The 15,916-nt window shown below is 72.1% G+C and carries 11 protein-coding genes; 7 read left to right on the top strand and 4 right to left on the bottom strand.

Features of this window, described 5'->3' with window-relative positions; genetic code table 11:
• Positions 1-78 precede the first annotated feature (78 nt).
• Positions 79-672 carry an NADAR family protein gene (locus tag AB0I81_RS04325; RefSeq protein WP_360649644.1) on the top strand — a complete coding sequence of 198 codons (594 nt, stop codon included), beginning with the start codon at positions 79-81 and terminating at the stop codon, positions 670-672.
• Here AB0I81_RS04325 and AB0I81_RS04320 read toward each other — a convergent pair.
• Entirely contained in the window at positions 651-1,193 is a 543-nt protein-coding gene (locus tag AB0I81_RS04320; protein ID WP_360649641.1) for an RNA 2'-phosphotransferase, read from the bottom strand. The genes AB0I81_RS04325 and AB0I81_RS04320 overlap by 22 nt on opposite strands.
• Before the next feature lie 120 nt (positions 1,194-1,313).
• Here AB0I81_RS04320 and AB0I81_RS04315 point away from each other — a divergent pair, with 120 nt between their 5' ends.
• From AB0I81_RS04315 to AB0I81_RS04305, 3 genes are all read left to right on the top strand, one after another.
• A complete protein-coding gene (locus tag AB0I81_RS04315) occupies positions 1,314-2,024 on the top strand; it encodes a hypothetical protein (RefSeq protein WP_360649638.1) in 711 nt (236 codons plus the stop codon).
• Between the two features lie 54 nt (positions 2,025-2,078).
• A complete protein-coding gene (locus AB0I81_RS04310; RefSeq protein ID WP_360649635.1) occupies positions 2,079-5,018 on the top strand; it encodes an FAD-linked oxidase C-terminal domain-containing protein in 2,940 nt (979 codons plus the stop codon).
• 123 nt (positions 5,019-5,141) lie between these two features.
• Positions 5,142-7,307, top strand: coding sequence for a beta-L-arabinofuranosidase domain-containing protein (locus AB0I81_RS04305; protein ID WP_360649632.1), 2,166 nt, complete (start codon positions 5,142-5,144; stop codon positions 7,305-7,307).
• A 20-nt stretch (positions 7,308-7,327) separates the two neighbouring features.
• Here AB0I81_RS04305 and AB0I81_RS04300 read toward each other — a convergent pair whose 3' ends face one another.
• From AB0I81_RS04300 to AB0I81_RS04290, 3 genes are all read right to left on the bottom strand, one after another.
• Positions 7,328-8,860: an AAA family ATPase gene (locus tag AB0I81_RS04300; protein WP_360649629.1), complete on the bottom strand. Its 1,533-nt coding sequence runs from the start codon at positions 8,858-8,860 to the stop codon at positions 7,328-7,330.
• Positions 8,861-9,009: 149 nt separating this feature from the next.
• Positions 9,010-11,145: an ATP-dependent RecD-like DNA helicase gene (locus AB0I81_RS04295; RefSeq protein WP_360649626.1), complete on the bottom strand. Its 2,136-nt coding sequence runs from the start codon at positions 11,143-11,145 to the stop codon at positions 9,010-9,012.
• Between the two features lie 62 nt (positions 11,146-11,207).
• Entirely contained in the window at positions 11,208-12,341 is a 1,134-nt protein-coding gene (locus AB0I81_RS04290) for an acetate/propionate family kinase (RefSeq protein ID WP_360649623.1), read from the bottom strand.
• Between the two features lie 86 nt (positions 12,342-12,427).
• Here AB0I81_RS04290 and AB0I81_RS04285 point away from each other — a divergent pair, with 86 nt between their 5' ends.
• Genes AB0I81_RS04285 through AB0I81_RS04275 form a run of 3 tightly spaced genes read left to right on the top strand, consistent with a single transcriptional unit; the run spans position 12,428 to position 15,911 of the window.
• Positions 12,428-12,916, top strand: a complete 489-nt coding sequence (locus tag AB0I81_RS04285) for a 2Fe-2S iron-sulfur cluster-binding protein (RefSeq protein ID WP_360649620.1) — start codon at positions 12,428-12,430, stop codon at positions 12,914-12,916.
• The gene (locus AB0I81_RS04280; protein ID WP_360649618.1) at positions 12,913-13,884 is read left to right on the top strand and encodes a xanthine dehydrogenase family protein subunit M; all 972 of its coding nucleotides are present in this window, start codon (positions 12,913-12,915) and stop codon (positions 13,882-13,884) included. Before AB0I81_RS04285 ends, AB0I81_RS04280 begins: the two co-directional genes overlap by 4 nt.
• The gene (locus AB0I81_RS04275) at positions 13,881-15,911 is read left to right on the top strand and encodes a xanthine dehydrogenase family protein molybdopterin-binding subunit (RefSeq protein WP_360649615.1); all 2,031 of its coding nucleotides are present in this window, start codon (positions 13,881-13,883) and stop codon (positions 15,909-15,911) included. Before AB0I81_RS04280 ends, AB0I81_RS04275 begins: the two co-directional genes overlap by 4 nt.
• Positions 15,912-15,916: the final 5 nt, after the last annotated feature.

Genomic DNA, 15,916 nt, shown 5'->3' with positions numbered 1-15,916 from the left:
ACCCGCCGCCGGCGACCCCAGCCGGGGCCTGGCCGATTCTTTGCCGCGGGCGGCCGGAGATGTGGCAGGCTGATCGACATGCCCGATGAACTCCCCCTGAGCGTCGAAGGGCTGGTCGCCGCGGAACAGGCCGGCCGGCGCTTCACGTACCTGTGCTTCTGGGGTCACCGGCCCGCGCGCGACGGGAGCGTGGGCCAGGGCTGCCTGAGCCAGTGGTGGCCGGTCCGGTTCGGCGAGGACGGGCACACGTTCGCCTCGGCCGAGCACTACATGATGGCGCACAAGGCGTGGCTGTTCGGGGACGAGAAGTGCGCGGGCGAGATCCTCGCGGCCGAGCACCCGGGCGAGGCCAAGAAGCTGGGCCGCACCGTACGCGGCTTCGACCAGGCGACGTGGGAGGCGAGCCGGTTCGACATCGTCGTACGCGGCAACGCGGCCAAGTTCGGGCAGCATCCCGAGCTCGCGGGCTTCCTGCTCGGCACCGCCGGGCGCGTCCTGGTGGAGGCGAGCCCCGTGGACCCGGTGTGGGGCATCGGGCTGGCCGCCGGCGACGAGCACGCCACCGCACCCGCCCGCTGGAAGGGCCTCAACCTGCTCGGCTTCGCCCTGATGGCCGCCCGAGACCTCCTCGGCAAGGACCCCGGTCTCGGTCAGGAGGGGAAGCGCAGGTAGCCCGGCGGTACGCGGTCCACCAGCCACACCCCGTTCTCGCTGCGCAGGAACACGTGCCCATCGGCGTGCATCGCCCCGGCCGCCACCACCAGCACGACCGGCACCCCCCGCCGCGCCCCCACCCGCGTGGCCGTCTGCCGGTCAGGCGACAGGTGCACGTGGTGCCGGTTCATCGGCCGCAGCCCCTCATCCTTGATCGCCGCCACGAACCGCCCCACCGTGCCGTGGTAGAGCGCGTCGGGCGGCTCCATGACGGGCAGCCCGAGATCCACCGGCACCGTGTGCCCCTGGCTGGCCCTGATTCGCCCGCCCTCGATCACGAACCGCCGCTTGTCGTTGACCTCGACGACCTCCCGCAGCTCGGCCGCCGTGATCGGGAAGCCGTGCGCGGCGGCGGCCCGCAGCAACTCCCCGACGTCCGCCCAGCCGGCCTCGTCGAGGGTGAGCCCGATGCGCTGCGGGTCGTGGCGCAGGTGCCGGGCGAGATATTTGGAAATGCGGATCATCCGCCGTTCGTTCATCACCCGCCATGTTGCCGCCTCCCGGCTCCCCGGCGCGAGCCGATTATTACTTTCGACAGGGGTACGCCCTGACGATCGGCGGATGAGCCACCCGGCCCGTGATTGCCAGGCTCGGGGCCCATGAACGCCTTCTTCCCCGGACGGTGGCTCGGCGGGCTGACGCTCGTGCTGGGCCCGGTGGTGATGTTCGCCGGATACCTGCTGCGGTACCTGAGCACGATCACCGTCCTCACCCCCGAACAGCAGGCATGGGCGGAAACCCGGCCGTTCGCCGCCTACGGCCAGTTCGTCGCCTACACCTCCGACCCCGAACTGCTCACCCTCTCCTACGGCGTCTTCGCCCTGGGCGCGCTGCTGCTCTTCCCCGCCTTCATCGCCGCGGCGCAGCTGATCGGCGGCCGGCTCGCGTACTGGGGCGCCGCCCTTCTGGTCACCGGCCTCTTCGCCCGCCTGTACTTCGCCGGCGTGGACCAGACCGCCTTCCAGATCACCGAGGTCATCGGCCTGGAGCAGGCCACGAAGGCCGTCATGACGGAGTACGTCGACATCTCCTATGGGCCGTGGCGCGTGCCGGTCTGGGCCTCCGTCGGGCAGTTCCCCGGCTCGGTGCTGCTGGCCGTCGCCGCCTGGCGCTCCGGCCTGTTCGGCACCGCCCGCGCCGCGATGGTGCTCATCGCGGGCGGCACCTGGATGGGCGTGCTGAAGAGCGCCCTGCTCCCGCACGTGCTGATCACCGCCCTGCTCTGCGTGGCGCTGGTCCCGCTGGGCCTGCGCGTGCTGCGCGACCGCCCGCCGGTCCTCACCGGGCGGCCCAAGGCGCTGAGCTGGTGAACGCTTGGCGCGGCCTTGGGACCCGGCTGGGGCGGCCCGGGTAAGGGCCGGGACATGGACAGCCTGGTCACCACGCCCGTCGCGGGCCCGCCGCCGCCCCGCGAGATCGACGTCGAGACGCTTCGCCTGCGGCTGGAGGAGGCGGTGGCGGGCGAGGTGCGCTTCGACGCCGGCAGCCGCGCCGCCTACGCCACGGACGCCTCCAATTACCGGCAGGTCCCGATCGGCGTGGTGGTGCCGCGCGACCTCGACGCCGGAGTGGCGGCGGTGGCGGTGTGCCGGGCCAGGGACGTGCCCGTCCTGTCGCGGGGCGGCGGCACCAGCCTGGCCGGTCAGTGCTGCAACGCGGCCGTGGTGATCGACTGGTCCAAGCACTGCGGGCGGGTCGAGTCCGTGGACGTGGCGCGGCGGCGGGTCACGGTGCAGGCCGGAGCGGTGCTGGACGCGGTGGACCACGTGCTGGCGCGCGACGGGCTGATGATCGGCCCCAAGCCGTCCAGCCACGCGGCCTGCACCATCGGCGGCATGATCGGCAACGACTCGTGCGGGGCCTCCGCGCAGGCGTACGGGAAGATGGCCGACTCCGTGCTGCGGCTGGAGATCCTCACCTACGACGGCGTGCGCGCGTGGGTGGGGCCGACCGGCGCGGCCGAGTACGCCCGCATCCAGGCCGAGGGCGGGCGGCTCGCCGAGATCTACCGGCAGCTGCGCGACCTGCGCGACGACACCATGGAGCTGGTACGCACCCGCTTCCCCCGGCTGGAACGGCGCGTGTCCGGCTACAACCTCGACCAGCTCCTGCCCGAGAACGGCTTCAACCTGGCCCGCGCGCTCGTCGGCAGCGAGGGCACGCTCGTCACCGTGCTGCGCGCCGAGCTGGCCGTGGTGCCGCGACCGGCCGCCAGGTCGCTGGCGGTGCTCGGGTTCGAGGACATCTTCACGGCCGCCGACGCCGTCCCCGCCGTGGCCGCGCACCGGCCGCTGGCGCTGGAGGCCATGGACGAGACGATGTACCGGCTGGCCCGTGCCGAACGCCCCGGCGATCCGGCGCTGCGCGACCTGCCCCCGGGGGCGGGGTGGCTGCTGGTGCAGTTCGGCGGCGACACGGCCGGGCAGGCGCGCGAGCGGGCCGAGGCCATGATGCGCGACGTGGGGCGCGGCGACCGGGCGGCCGGCTCGGCGGTGCCGACGCACGCGTTCCTGGGCGATCCGGCCAGGGAGGACGAGCTGTGGCGGCTGCGCGAGTCGGGGCTGGGCGTGGAGGCCTACCCGCCGACGGGGCGGCAGACGTACGAAGGCTGGTCGGACGCGGCCGTACCGCCCGAGCGGCTGGGCGCGTACCTGCGTGACTACGACCGGCTGCGGCGCCGCCACGGCTACCAGAACTCGGCCCTCTACGGCCACTTCGGGCAGGGCTGCGTGCACGGCCGGCTCCCGCTCGACCTGCACACCGACGACGGTATCGCCACCTACAGGCGGTTCGCGCGGGAGTGCGCCGACCTGGTCGCCGCCTACGGCGGGTCGTTGTCCGGCGAGCACGGCGACGGGCAGGCGCTGGCCGAGCTGCTGCCGCGGATGTTCGGTCGGGAGGTGGTCGAGGCGTTCGGCGAGCTCAAGGCCATCCTCGACCCCCGCGACCGGATGAACCCCGGCAAGGTCGTCCACCCGCACCGCCTGGACCAGAACCTGCTCCAGCGGCACTTCTACCCGCTGGAGCCCCGGGAGACGTTCTTCGGCTACCCGAACGACCACGGCCGCTTCGGCCACGCCGCCACCCGCTGCGTCGGGACGGGGAAGTGCCGCAAGCACACGTTCGAGGGCGGCGTGATGTGCCCCAGCTACCGGGTCACCCGCGAGGAGGAGCACTCGACGCGGGGCAGGGCCAGGCTGCTGGAGGAGATGGTACGCGGCGAGGTGATCACCGACGGCTGGCGTTCCACCGCCGTGCGCGACGCGCTCGACCTGTGCCTGGCGTGCAAGGGCTGCCGGGCGGAGTGCCCGGTGAACGTGGACATGGCGACGTACAAGGCCGAGTTCCTCGCCCACCACTACCGGCACCGGCTCCGGCCGGCCGCGCACTACTCGATGGGCTGGCTGCCGCTGTGGGCGGCGCTCGCCTCGGCCGCTCCCGGCACGGTGAACACGATCACGCATCTGCCGCTGCTGTCGCGGCTGGTCAAGGCCGCCGCGGGGGTCGCGGGGCGGCGGGAGTTGCCGAGGTTCGCGGGGGAGCGGTTCACCGACTGGTTCAGGCGGCGCGGCCCCGTACGGCCCGGGACGCGCGGGCGGGTGGTGTTGTGGGCCGACACGTTCACCAACAACTTCGACCCGCGGGTCGGGCGGGCGGCGGTCGGCGTGCTGGAGGCGGCCGGGTTCGAGGTGCGGGTGCCGCCGGTGACGCTGTGCTGCGGGCTCACGTGGATCTCCACGGGGCAGCTCGGCGTCGCCCGGCGGGTGCTGGCACGCAGCGTACGGGCGCTGCTGCCGTGGGCCGAGTCGGGGGTGCCGGTGGTGGGCCTGGAACCGAGCTGCACCGCCGTGTTCCGCTCGGACGGGCCCGAACTGATCAACACGGCGCAGGCGCGGCTGGTGTCCGAGCGCACGCTCACGCTGGCCGAACTGCTGGAGGAGCGCGCCCCCGACTGGCGCCCCGCCGCGTCCGGCGGGTCGGCGCTGGCGCAGGTGCACTGCCATCAGAGCGCCATCATGGGGTACGACGCCGACCGGGCCGTGCTGGAGCGGTTCGGGATCCGTACGCGGGTGCTCGACTCCGGGTGCTGCGGGCAGGCCGGGAACTTCGGGTTCGAGCGGGAGCACTACGACGTGTCGGTGGCGTGCGCGGAGGAGGGGCTGTTCCCCGCGCTGCGGTCGGCGGACCCGCACGAGACGGTCCTGGCCGACGGCTTCTCCTGCCGCACCCAGATCGCCGCTTCTCACACCGGCCACAAGGGGCGCCACCTCGCCGAGCTGCTCGCCGAGCAACTGCGCTCTTGACGAGCCCGGCAAGGTCACCGACACTTTTCGACCTGAGCCGAACCAGCTCTCGGGCCGAAATGTTAACGCTATCATCCCCGGCGCGAATGCCCTCGGACACCCAGCGGCGAAGGGGCCAGTGCGATGTCAGAGATCATGCCCAGGCGTGAGGTGCTTCGGCTGGCGGTGCTGGCGGCCGCCACCCCGTCCGCGCTCGCGCTGATGCCCCACGCGGCAGCGGCCCGGACGGCGGGCCCCGCATCGCGGAAGGACCTTCCGGTGCCCGGCGGCTGGATCGTGCGGCCGTTCGCCAACAGCCAGGTCACGCTGGGCCCGAGCCTGTTCACCGCCAACCGGGACCGGATCCTGACCTTCCTGCGGGCCTATCCGGCCGACCGCATGCTGGCCAATTTCCGGGCCAACGCCGGCCTGGACACCCTGGGCGCCCAGCCGCCCGGCGGCTGGGACGACGCGACCGGGAACCTGCGCGGCCACTACAGCGGGCACTTCCTCAGCGCACTCGCCCTGGCCTACGCGGGCTCCGGCGACGCCTTCTTCAAGGACAAGGCCGACTATATGGTCCACGCGCTGGGCCAGTGCCAGGACGCGCTGGCCGCGCGGGTGGGGGAGCCGGGCGGGCCGAGCCACCCCGGATTCCTGGCCGCCTACCCCGAGACGCAGTTCATCCAGCTGGAGCAGTACGTCACCTATCCCACGATCTGGGCGCCGTACTACACCTGCCACATGATCATGAGAGGGTTACTCGACGCCTACGAGCACGCCGGCAACGAGCAGGCGCTCCAGATCGTGCTGAAGATGGGCGACTGGGTCCACAGCAGGCTGGGCCACCTTCCGCGAGCCCAGCTCGACCGCATGTGGGGCATCTACATCGCCGGTGAGTACAACGGCATGAACACCGTGATGGCCGACCTCTACGCCCTCAGCGGCAAGACGGAGTACCTCGCCACCGCCAAGTGCTTCGACAACACCGCCCTCCTCGCGGCCACCGTCGGCAACCAGGACACGCTCAACCGCAAGCACGCCAACCAGCACATCCCCCAGTTCATCGGCTACCTGTCCGTCTTCGAGCAGACCCGGGAACGCGACTACTTCACCGCGGCCGTGAACTTCTGGGACATGGTGGTCCCGCACCGGATCTTCACCGACGGCGGCCTGGCCGGCCCGGCCGACAACGGCGAGTTGTTCGGCGCGCGCGGCGTCATCGTCGGCACCCTGGGCACCAACAACGCCGAGACTTGCTGCAACTACAACATGCTCAAGCTGAGCCGCGCCCTGTTCTGCCACACCGCCGACCCGAAGTACATGCAGTACTACGAGCGGGCGCTCTACGGCCAGATCCTCGCATCCCGCCGCAACACCGCCGGCACCACCAATCCGCTGCTGACCTACTTCATCCCGATGCGACCGGGCGCGTCGCGCAGTTACGGCAACCTCGGCACCTGCTGCGGCGGCACCGGACTGGAGAGCCACACCAAGTTCCAGGACACGATCTACTTCCGCTCCGCCGACGACTCGACCCTCTACGTGAACCTCTACCTGGCCTCGCAGCTCAACTGGGCGGAGCGGGGCTTCGTGATCGAGCAGGCCACGAACTATCCCGCCGACCCGGCGGGGGTGACGACACTGACGATCACGGGCGACGGCCGGCTGGTGGTGAAGCTGCGGGTGCCGTACTGGGTGGAGAAGGGCTTCAAGGCGCTGGTCAACGGGACAGACCAGCAGCTCGACGCCAGGCCCGGCGAGTACGTCACGCTCGACCGGCAGTGGCGCAGCGGCGACACCATCAGGATCACGATGCCCTTCTCGCTGCGGATCGAACGGGCGCTGGACGTCCCGACCACCCAGAGCATCGCGTACGGGCCGGTGCCGATGGTCTTCAAGAGCAACCAGACCACCTTCCGCCAGTTCTCCTTCTACCGGGACTTCACCCTGTCCGGCGACCTCGCGCGCGCCGTCACCGCCACCGGCCCGATGAGCTTCACGGCGGGCGGCCTGCCGCTGGTTCCCCTCTACATCAACAACACCGACCGCTACCACGCCTACTTCCGGCGCGTCGAGCCGACCATCGTCTTCGGCAGGATCGACTCCGGCGTGCCCAACCGCGCGCGGGCGGACGCGGTGACGTTCCTCGACGCCGTCTGGCGGAACGCGCCCTTCGCGAACCAGGACCGGTTCGTGTCCACCGTGACCAGCGTCGCGGGGGAGTGGGTGACGGCCGGCCTCATGACCTCCGCCCAGAGGGACACGGTGGTCTCCACGGCCATCCGGGCCAGGCTTCCCAGCCGGTAGGCGACGGGACGCCGCGTCGATCAGACTCGCAGGACGGTGACCTGGCGGCCAGAGGGTGTGGTGGCCTGCTCGAATGCGCCTCGGTCCTGCCAGGCCGGGGCTTCGGGGCGGCGGTCGAAGATGACCAGGACACCGGTGGGCAGGGTGAGGCGGTCGAGGTATTGGTCGAGCTGGGTCAGGCCCTCGGGGGTCGGGTCCTTCTCTTTTGCTCGCCACACTTTGAGTTCCATGGCGTCGCGTTGCATCAGCTTTTTGCCGTCGGGGCCGTTGTAGGGCCAGCGGACGAGCACGTCGAGGCGCTTGGTGCCGGCGGCGTATTCGCGGTCGAGGTAGCCGCCGCCGTTGACCAGGCGGTGCAGGTAGGCCATGAGGATGATCTGGCAGGCTGCTTCGTGGTAGCCCTCCTGCTGGATGAGGACCTCGCCGTGTTCGCGCCAGAAGCCGACGAACTCCCGCAGCAGGCGGGGCAGGTCGAAGCGGCCGTCGGGGAGGACGAAGCTGTGCGGGTCGGCGTGGATGTTCTGTTCGGTCAGGTCGCCGAGCACGCGCAGGATGACTTCGCGGTAGATCGGGTTGGCCACCTGTGGTGGGGGTTTCTGGCTGATCAGGCCCAGGTCGCGGGCGTAGGACAGGTCGTCGGAGTTGCCGCGGTCGGTGTAGAGGCCGCCGGCCACGATCGGTTCCATGACCCGCTTGATCCGGGGTTCGTGCAGCCGGGCCGCGAGGGCGTCCAGGTGCATGGCTCGTGCCCGGATCAGCCGCTCCTTGGCTTCTTCCACCTGCCCGACGCCGATCGTCTCGGTCACCCCCATCTTGACGGTGATCTCATGGGCGACGGCGTTGACCAGCCAGGGCTGTCCCTGGGTCAGCTCGAAGACCTGGTCCACCGCGTCCTTGGTGAACTCCTGGCCGGTCGCCTGGGTGTGCTGGTCGTAGAGGTCGGCGATCTCGTCGGTGGTGAAGTCGCCCAGGCGCAGCGAGGCAGCGACGATGTTGAACGGGCTGACCGCGTTGTGCCGGTCGGGTACGCCGCCGGAGGCGACCTTGTAGTCACGCAGGTCGCGCAGCCCGCACAGCACCACTGAGGCGGGGAACGAATAGCCATCCGGCCGTATGTTGTGACCGTCGCGAAGCTGGCTGAGGATGCTGACCAGGCTGTTGCCCTGGAGGGCGTCGATTTCGTCGAGGAACAGCACCACCCGGCGTGGGCAGCGGCTGGACCACGCGCTTAGCGCCTCACCGAACTGGGTGCCCACCGGGTTCTGCGGCCAGGAGCCCGGCGGCAGCAGTTCCTCCGGCCATCCAGACAGGTCGGCGGCTCTGCGGAGGGACCTTAGCAGGATCGTCTCCGCGGCGCCGATGTCGTCGCCGGCTGTCTTGGCGCGCTCGCAGGAGAACGCCAGAGCGGCGGTGTCGCCCTCGGCGGTCAGCTCGGATGCCAGGATACGCAGCATGGTCGTCTTGCCGGTCTGCCGCGGGGCGTGCAGGACGAAGTAGCGGTCCATCTCGATGAGGGTCCGCGCCTCGGGAAGTCGTGGCGTAGGGGGCAGCATGTAGTGGAGCCGCGGATCGCAGGGTCCAGTGGTATTGAAATACCTTGCTCGGGGTGGCGGCATGATTACATTCTGCCACCACCTTGCTCTGGGTGCCTGCGAAATGGAGTTCGAGTTTCTCCGGGAGGACGGTTTGCCGCCCGTTGAGGCTAAAGTCCATCAAAGCTCAGGGACAACCGCCGCGCGAGGCCCGTGTTCCTGCGGTGCCCCAGCCGATGCACCGCCAGTTCGAGGGCCTCCCGCTGCCCCACCAGCACCACCCACGCCTTGGCCCGCGTCACCAGCGTGTACAGCAGCTTGCGGCGCAGCATGATCCCGCCAGACTCGGCCACGATCGGCGCCACCACGAACGGGTACTCGCTGCCCTGCGACCGGTGCACGCTGATCGCGTACGCGTGGGTCAGGTCGTCCAGCTCGTCGAACCCGTACCGCACGCTCTCCCCGTCGTCGGTGCGGATCTCCACCACCCGCTCCTCCCGGACCACCTCTGTCACCGTCCCCGTCTCCCCGTTGAAGACCCCTTTGTCGTAGTTGTTGCGGATCGGCATCACCCGGTCGCCCACCCGGAACACCGTGGCCCCCGACCAGTGCTCGGCCTTGTCGTCGGCGGCCGGGTTGAGCTGGTCCTGGATCAGCCGCCCGAGGGCGGTGGCGCCCGTCTCGCCCTTGCGCATCGGGCACAGCACCTGGACCTGCCCCGGCTCGACGTTCTGCTTGCGCGGGATGGCCACCATCGCCAGGTGCGCCACCCGCCGGGCCACCTGCTCGGGATCGTCGAGCTCCTCGAACCAGAACCCGCCGCCGCCCGGCCGCGCGGGCAGCCGCCCGGCGCGGATGCGGTGGGCGGCGTCGATGATGCCGCTGCCGCCCGCCTGCCGGAAGACGTGGGTGAGCTGGACGCGCGGCAGCGCCTCGACCCGCAGCAGGTCGGCCAGCACGTCGCCGGCGCCGATGCTGGGCAGCTGGTCGCTGTCGCCGATGAGGAGCAGGTGGCTGCCGGGCCGCACGACCGAGGTGAGCCTCGTGGCCAGGTGCAGGTCGAGCATGGACGCCTCGTCCACGACGATCAGGTCGGCCTGCGAGGGCCGCTCGTCGAACAGCGTCTCCGGGTCGGGGTCGGGCTGCTGGGCGAGCATGCGGTGCACGGTCATCGCGGGCAGCCCGGTCAGCTCCGACAGCCGTTTGGCGGCCTTGCCCGTGGGCGCCGTGAGTGTCACCGCGCCGCCCGCCGCGCGTACGGTGGTCGCGATGGCCTTGACCGTGTGGCTCTTGCCGCAGCCCGGGCCGCCGGTGATGACCGAGACGGTGCTGGTCAGGGCCATGGTGACGGCGGCGCGCTGATCCTCGTGCAGGCCGGGGTCCTCCTGGTAGGTGCGCAGCGGCAGCGTCGAGCGGGCCCGCATGAGCGCCGTGAGCTGGGCGGTGAGCGCCACCTCGCGGCTGTGCACGTGTTTCGGGTACGCCACCACCTGCCCCGCCTGGTCGGGCGCCGTCTCCACGACCAGCCGCCGCTCCGCCGCCAGCGCGTCGACCATCGGCCGCACCAGGTCCTGGTCCTGCTCGATCAGCTCGGCCGCCTCCCTGACCAGCGTGGACACCGGCAGGTAGCAGTGCCCGTCGCGGCTGCCCGCCGCCTCCAGCCGGTCGAGCAGCGCCGCCTTGACCCGCTGCGGGCTGCGCTCCGGCACCCCCGACTGCAGGGCGATCCGGTCGGCGATGCGGAACGCGATGCCCCTGACCCGCCCGATCAGCCGGTAGGGGTCGGTGGCCAGCACCTCGTCGGCGTCCTGGCCGAACACCTGGTAGATCTTGGCGGCCAGCAGCGGGCTCACCCCGAGCCCCTGCAACGTCACCATCAGCGCGGCGATGGCCTTCTGCTCCTGCCACGCCGTGACGATCTGCGCCTGCCGCAGCGGGCCGATGTTGACGACCTCGGTGAGCCGCTCGGGCTCGCCGTCGATGACCTTGAGCGTGGCCTCGCCGAAGTGGTCCACGATCGCGTATGCCAGCCGCGGCCCGATCCCCCTGATCAGGCCCGACCCCAGGTAGATGCGGATGGCCCGGACCGACGACGGCGTCACCCGATCGCACCCGCCGACCGCGAACCGCCGGCCGTGACGCGCGTGCCTGCTCCACTCGCCGACCAGCCGCAGCGTCTCGCCCGGCTGCACCCCGGCCAGCGCCCGCCCGGTGGCCACGAAGTCGGGCACGCCGTCGGCGCTCATGCGCGCGACGGTGTATTCGTCCTCCCGGACGTAGACGAGCTGCTCGACGGACGCCTCCACAGGAGAGATCCAACCATCCGCCACCGACAATCAGGCCACCGGTAATCAGGTCACCGAGGCGGTCAGGAGATCTCCTCCTCCAGGAGCCGCAGGCATTCGCGGGCGAGCTGCAGTTCCTCGCGCACCTGCACCACCAGCACGGGCACGGCCGCGCCGTCCGCGCTGACCGGCCCGTCGTCGTGCAGTTCACCCCTGGCCGGCGGCAGCACCCCGAGCAGCCCGAGCCGCCCGCACACGGCCTCACGCACCTCGGGCTGGTCCCAGCCGATCTCCCCGGTGAACACCAGCGCGTCGATCCGCTCAAGTGAGGTGGCCGCGGCGGCGATCTCCCTGCTCACCCGGTGCGCGAACACCGCCAGCGCCAGCCCGGCGGCGGCGTCGCCGTCCCGCTCGGCCGCCACCAGGTCCCGCGTGTCACCCGACCTGCCGCCGGACAGCCCCAGCAGCCCCGAACGCCGCTCCAGCCCCTCGGTCAGCTCCTCCACCGACAGATGCCCCTGCGACAGCAGCCACATCAGCATCCCGGGATCCACGCTGCCCGAGCGTTTGCTCATGGGCAGCCCGTCCAGCGGCGTGAAGCCCATCGAGGTGTCCAGGCTGCGCCCGCCCGACACCGCCGCCACCGAGCAGCCGCCGCCCAGGTGCGTCAGCACGAGGTCCAGCTCGGCCACCGGACGGCCGAGCAGGTCGGAGGCCCGGTCGGAGGCCCAGGCGTAGGACAGGCCGTGGAAGCCGTAGCGGCGCAGGCCGTACCGGTCGCGCCAGTCCGCCGGCAGGGCGTACACGGCGGCCTCGTCCGGCAGGCCGGCGTGGAAGGCGGTGTCGGGGCAGAGCACGTGCGGCACGGCGGGCAGTTCCTCGCGGGCCGCCTCCAGCAGGGCCAGCGCCGGCGGCAGGTGCAGCGGCGCCAGGCTGGTGAGGTCCCGCAGCGCCGCGGCCGTCTCGTCGTCGGCGACCGTGGGCGCGCGCACCACGTCACCGCCGTGCACCAGCCGGTGCGCCACCGCCCTGATGTCGCGGTCGAAGTGGCCGCCGAGGAAGCCCGACAGCTCCTGCCGGGCCGACCCGGGGTCGATCGCGCGCTCGGCGTGCGCGCTGTCCAGCACGCTGCCCCCCTGTACGAGGTCCAGGCGCAGGCTGGACGACCCGGCGTTGACGGTGAGTATCGCTGCCTGCTCCTCCGTGACCTGGCTCATGCCCGCCCGGCTACCCGCACAGACCCCCCATGAACGTTTACCGCCCCGCGAGGTTGTCCCTTCTGGAGCTCGGGTAGTCGGGCCCCATGGAAATCACCCTGCAGGTCAACGGCGTGCCGCGCACGGTGGACGTGGACTCGCGCATGTCGCTGCTCGACCTTCTCCGCGAACGGCTGGGGCTCATCGGCGCCAAGAAGGGATGCGATCACGGCCAGTGCGGCGCCTGCACGGTGCTGATCGACGGCCGGCGGGCCAACTCCTGCCTGGCGCTGGCGGTGGCGGTGGACGGCTCGGAGGTGACCACCGTCGAAGGGCTCGCCACGGGCGAGGACCTGCATCCGCTGCAGAGCGCGTTCATGGAGCACGACGCCTTCCAGTGCGGCTACTGCACGCCGGGGCAGCTCTGCTCGGCGGCGGGGATGCTGGGGGAGCCGGGCCCGAGCGCCGTCACCGAGGACATCCTCGTCGATCCCGACCTGACGCCCGAGGAGATCGCCGAGCGGATGAGCGGCAACCTGTGCCGCTGCGGCGCGTACGTCAACATCGTCAGCGCCATCGGCGAGGTGGCCCCGTGAAACCCTTCGAGTACGCCAGAGCCGCCGGTACCGCCGAGGCGGTGCGCGACTTCGCGCCCGGCACCATGTACCTGGGCGGCGGCACCAACCTCGTGGACCTCATGCGGCTGGGCGTGGCCGAGCCCGAGCGGCTGGTGGACGTCAGCCGCCTGCCGCTGGACGCCATCGAGGAGACGGGCGACCGCGTCCGCGTCGGCGCGACCGTGCGCAACACCGACCTGGCCGCCGACCCCCTCATCAGGGCCCGCTACCCCATGCTGGCGCGGGCGGTGCTGACCGGCGCGTCCGGCCAGGTCCGCAACGTCGCCACGGTCGCGGGCAACCTGCTGCAACGCACCCGCTGCGCCTACTTCCAGGACATCACCAGGCCGTGCAACAAGCGCCGCCCCGGCTCCGGCTGCCCCGCGATCGAGGGCGACCACGCCGGGCTGGCCATCCTCGGCGCCTCCGACGCCTGCGTGGCCACCCACCCCTCCGACATGGCGGTCGCGCTGGCCGCCCTGGACGCCCAGGTGCACGTCACCGGGCCGGGCGGCGACCGCATCATCCCCATGCCGGGGCTGCACCGCCTGCCGGGCGAGGAGCCGGAGCGCGACACCGTACTGGAGCCCGGCGACCTGATCACGGCCGTGGAGCTGCCGCCACCGCCGCCCGGCGCCTCGCACTACCGCAAGGTGCGCGAGCGGGCGTCGTTCGCGTTCGCGCTGGTGTCCATCGCCGCCGTGCTCGACGTGGGAGCGGACGGGAAAGTGGCCGGCTGCCGCATCGCGCTGGGCGGCGTGGCGCACGTGCCCTGGCGGGCGGAACGCGCCGAGCAGGCCCTCATCGGCGGGCCCGCGACCGGCGAGGCGTTCCTCCAGGCCGCCGAGGCCGAGCTCGAACAGGCCGCCCCGCTGCCGCGCAACGCCTTCAAGGCGCCGCTGGCCCGCAATCTGATCGTCGCCACACTGGAGGGGCTCGCGCCGTGAAACGCATCGAGGGCCGCGTCAAGGTCACGGGACTGGCCACGTACGCGGCCGAGTACCCGGTCGAGAACGTCACCTACGCCTACGTCGTGCAGTCGCAGATCGCCAAGGGCCGCGTCAAGCACGTGGACGACGGACAAGCGCTGGAGTCGCCCGGCGTGCTGGCCGTGTTGTCCTGCGAGCACCCGCCGGACCTGGCCGAGGACGCCGACCCGGAGCTGGCCCTGTTCCAGCGCCGCGAGGTCGCCTACCGCGGCCAGATCGTGGCCGCCGTGGTCGCCGACACCTACGAGAACGCCCGCGCCGCCGCCGCGGCCGTCCGCGTCGACTACGACCCGGACGACCACGACGTCAGCCTGAGCGCCGACCACCCCGGCCTGTACCGGCCGGAGGTCGTCAACCCGAACTTCCCGTCCGACACCCAGAAGGGCGACGTCGAGGCGGCCCTGGCCGACGCCGCGACCACCGTGGACGTCGTCTATGAGACGCCCGTCCTGCACAACAACCCGATGGAGCCGCACGCGGCGCTGGCCTACTGGGACGCCGAGGGCAGGCTGATGGTGTACGACACCGCCCAGGGCACCTCGCCCAGCCGCGCCACCATCGCCAAGACCCTGGGCCTGCCACCGGAGCGGGTGCGCGTGGTGTCGCGGCACGTGGGCGGCGGCTTCGGCTCCAAGGGCACCACCAGGCCGCAGGCGGTGCTGGCGGCGCTGGCCGCCAGGCAGGTGGGCCGCCCGGTCAAGATCGCGCTGACCAGGCAGCAGATGTTCGACCTCACCGGCTATCGCACGCCCACGATCCAGCGGGTACGGCTGGGCGCCGACGGCGAGGGCCGGCTCGTGGCGGTGGAGCACATGGCGTGCGAGCAGAGCTCCACGCTGGTGGAGTTCGCCGAGCAGACCGCGACCCCGACCCGGGTCATGTACGCCACCCCGAACCTGCGCACCGGGCACCGCCTGGTCAGGCTGGACGTGGCCACCCCGTCGTGGATGCGCGCCCCGGGGGAGGCGCCCGGCATGTACGCCCTGGAGTCCGCGATGGACGAGCTGGCCTACGCCGCCGGCCTGGACCCGGTGGAGCTGCGCGTGCTCAACGACGCCGACGCCGAGCCGGACGGCGGCCTGCCGTTCAGCTCCCGCAACCTGGTGGCGTGCCTGCGCGAGGGCGCCCGCCGGTTCGGCTGGGAGCGGCGCGACCCGGTGCCGGGGATCAGGCGCGAGGGGGAGTGGCTGGTGGGCACCGGCGTGGCGTCCTCGACGTACCCGACCAGGCGGATGGCCTGCCGGGCCGTGGCCACCATGCGCGACGGCGACGTGCTGGTCAGGGTGGCCGCCGCCGACATCGGCACCGGCGCGCGTACGGCGCTGACCCAGATCGCGGCGGGCACGCTGGGCATGGCGCCCGAGCGGGTGCACGTCGAGCTGGGTGACAGCGACCTGCCGAAGGCGCCGGTCGCGGGCGGCTCCATGGGCACCGCCTCGTGGGGCTCGGCGGTCGTGCGGGCCTGCGAGGAGCTGAAACGCGACGGCAAGGAGGGCCGCGCCGACACCGCCGGGGAGATCGAGGCCGACGCCAAGCTGGCCAGGCATGCCTTCGGCGCCCAGTTCGCCGAGGTGCGGGTCAGCTCCGTGACCGGCGAGGTACGCGTCGCGCGCCTGCTGGGCGTGTTCGCCGCCGGGCGGATCGTGGACGCCACGCTGGCCAGGTCGCAGTTCCTCGGCGGCATGACGATGGGGCTGGGCATGGCGCTGATGGAGGAGACGGTCACCGACGAGGAGTTCGGCGGCTTCCTGCACCGCGACCTGGCCCAGTATCACGTCCCCGCCTGCGCCGACGCGACGAACCTGGAGGCGTACTGGGTGGAGGAGCAGGACGGCGAGCTCAACCCGATGGGCAGCAAGGGCATCGGCGAGATCGGCATCGTGGGCACGGCCGCCGCGATCGGCAATGCCGTTCACCACGCCACCGGCCACCGCTTCCGTGAGCTGCCCATCACACCGGCGAAGGTTCTGCTGCCGAGGTTTTGAGCGCG

Origin of the sequence: Nonomuraea sp. NPDC050404, assembly GCF_040655495.1 — a bacterium.
Taxonomy (GTDB): domain Bacteria; phylum Actinomycetota; class Actinomycetes; order Streptosporangiales; family Streptosporangiaceae; genus Nonomuraea.
Note: the sequence above shows the minus strand (reverse complement) of the source record. Positions and strands in the feature narration are given on the sequence as shown.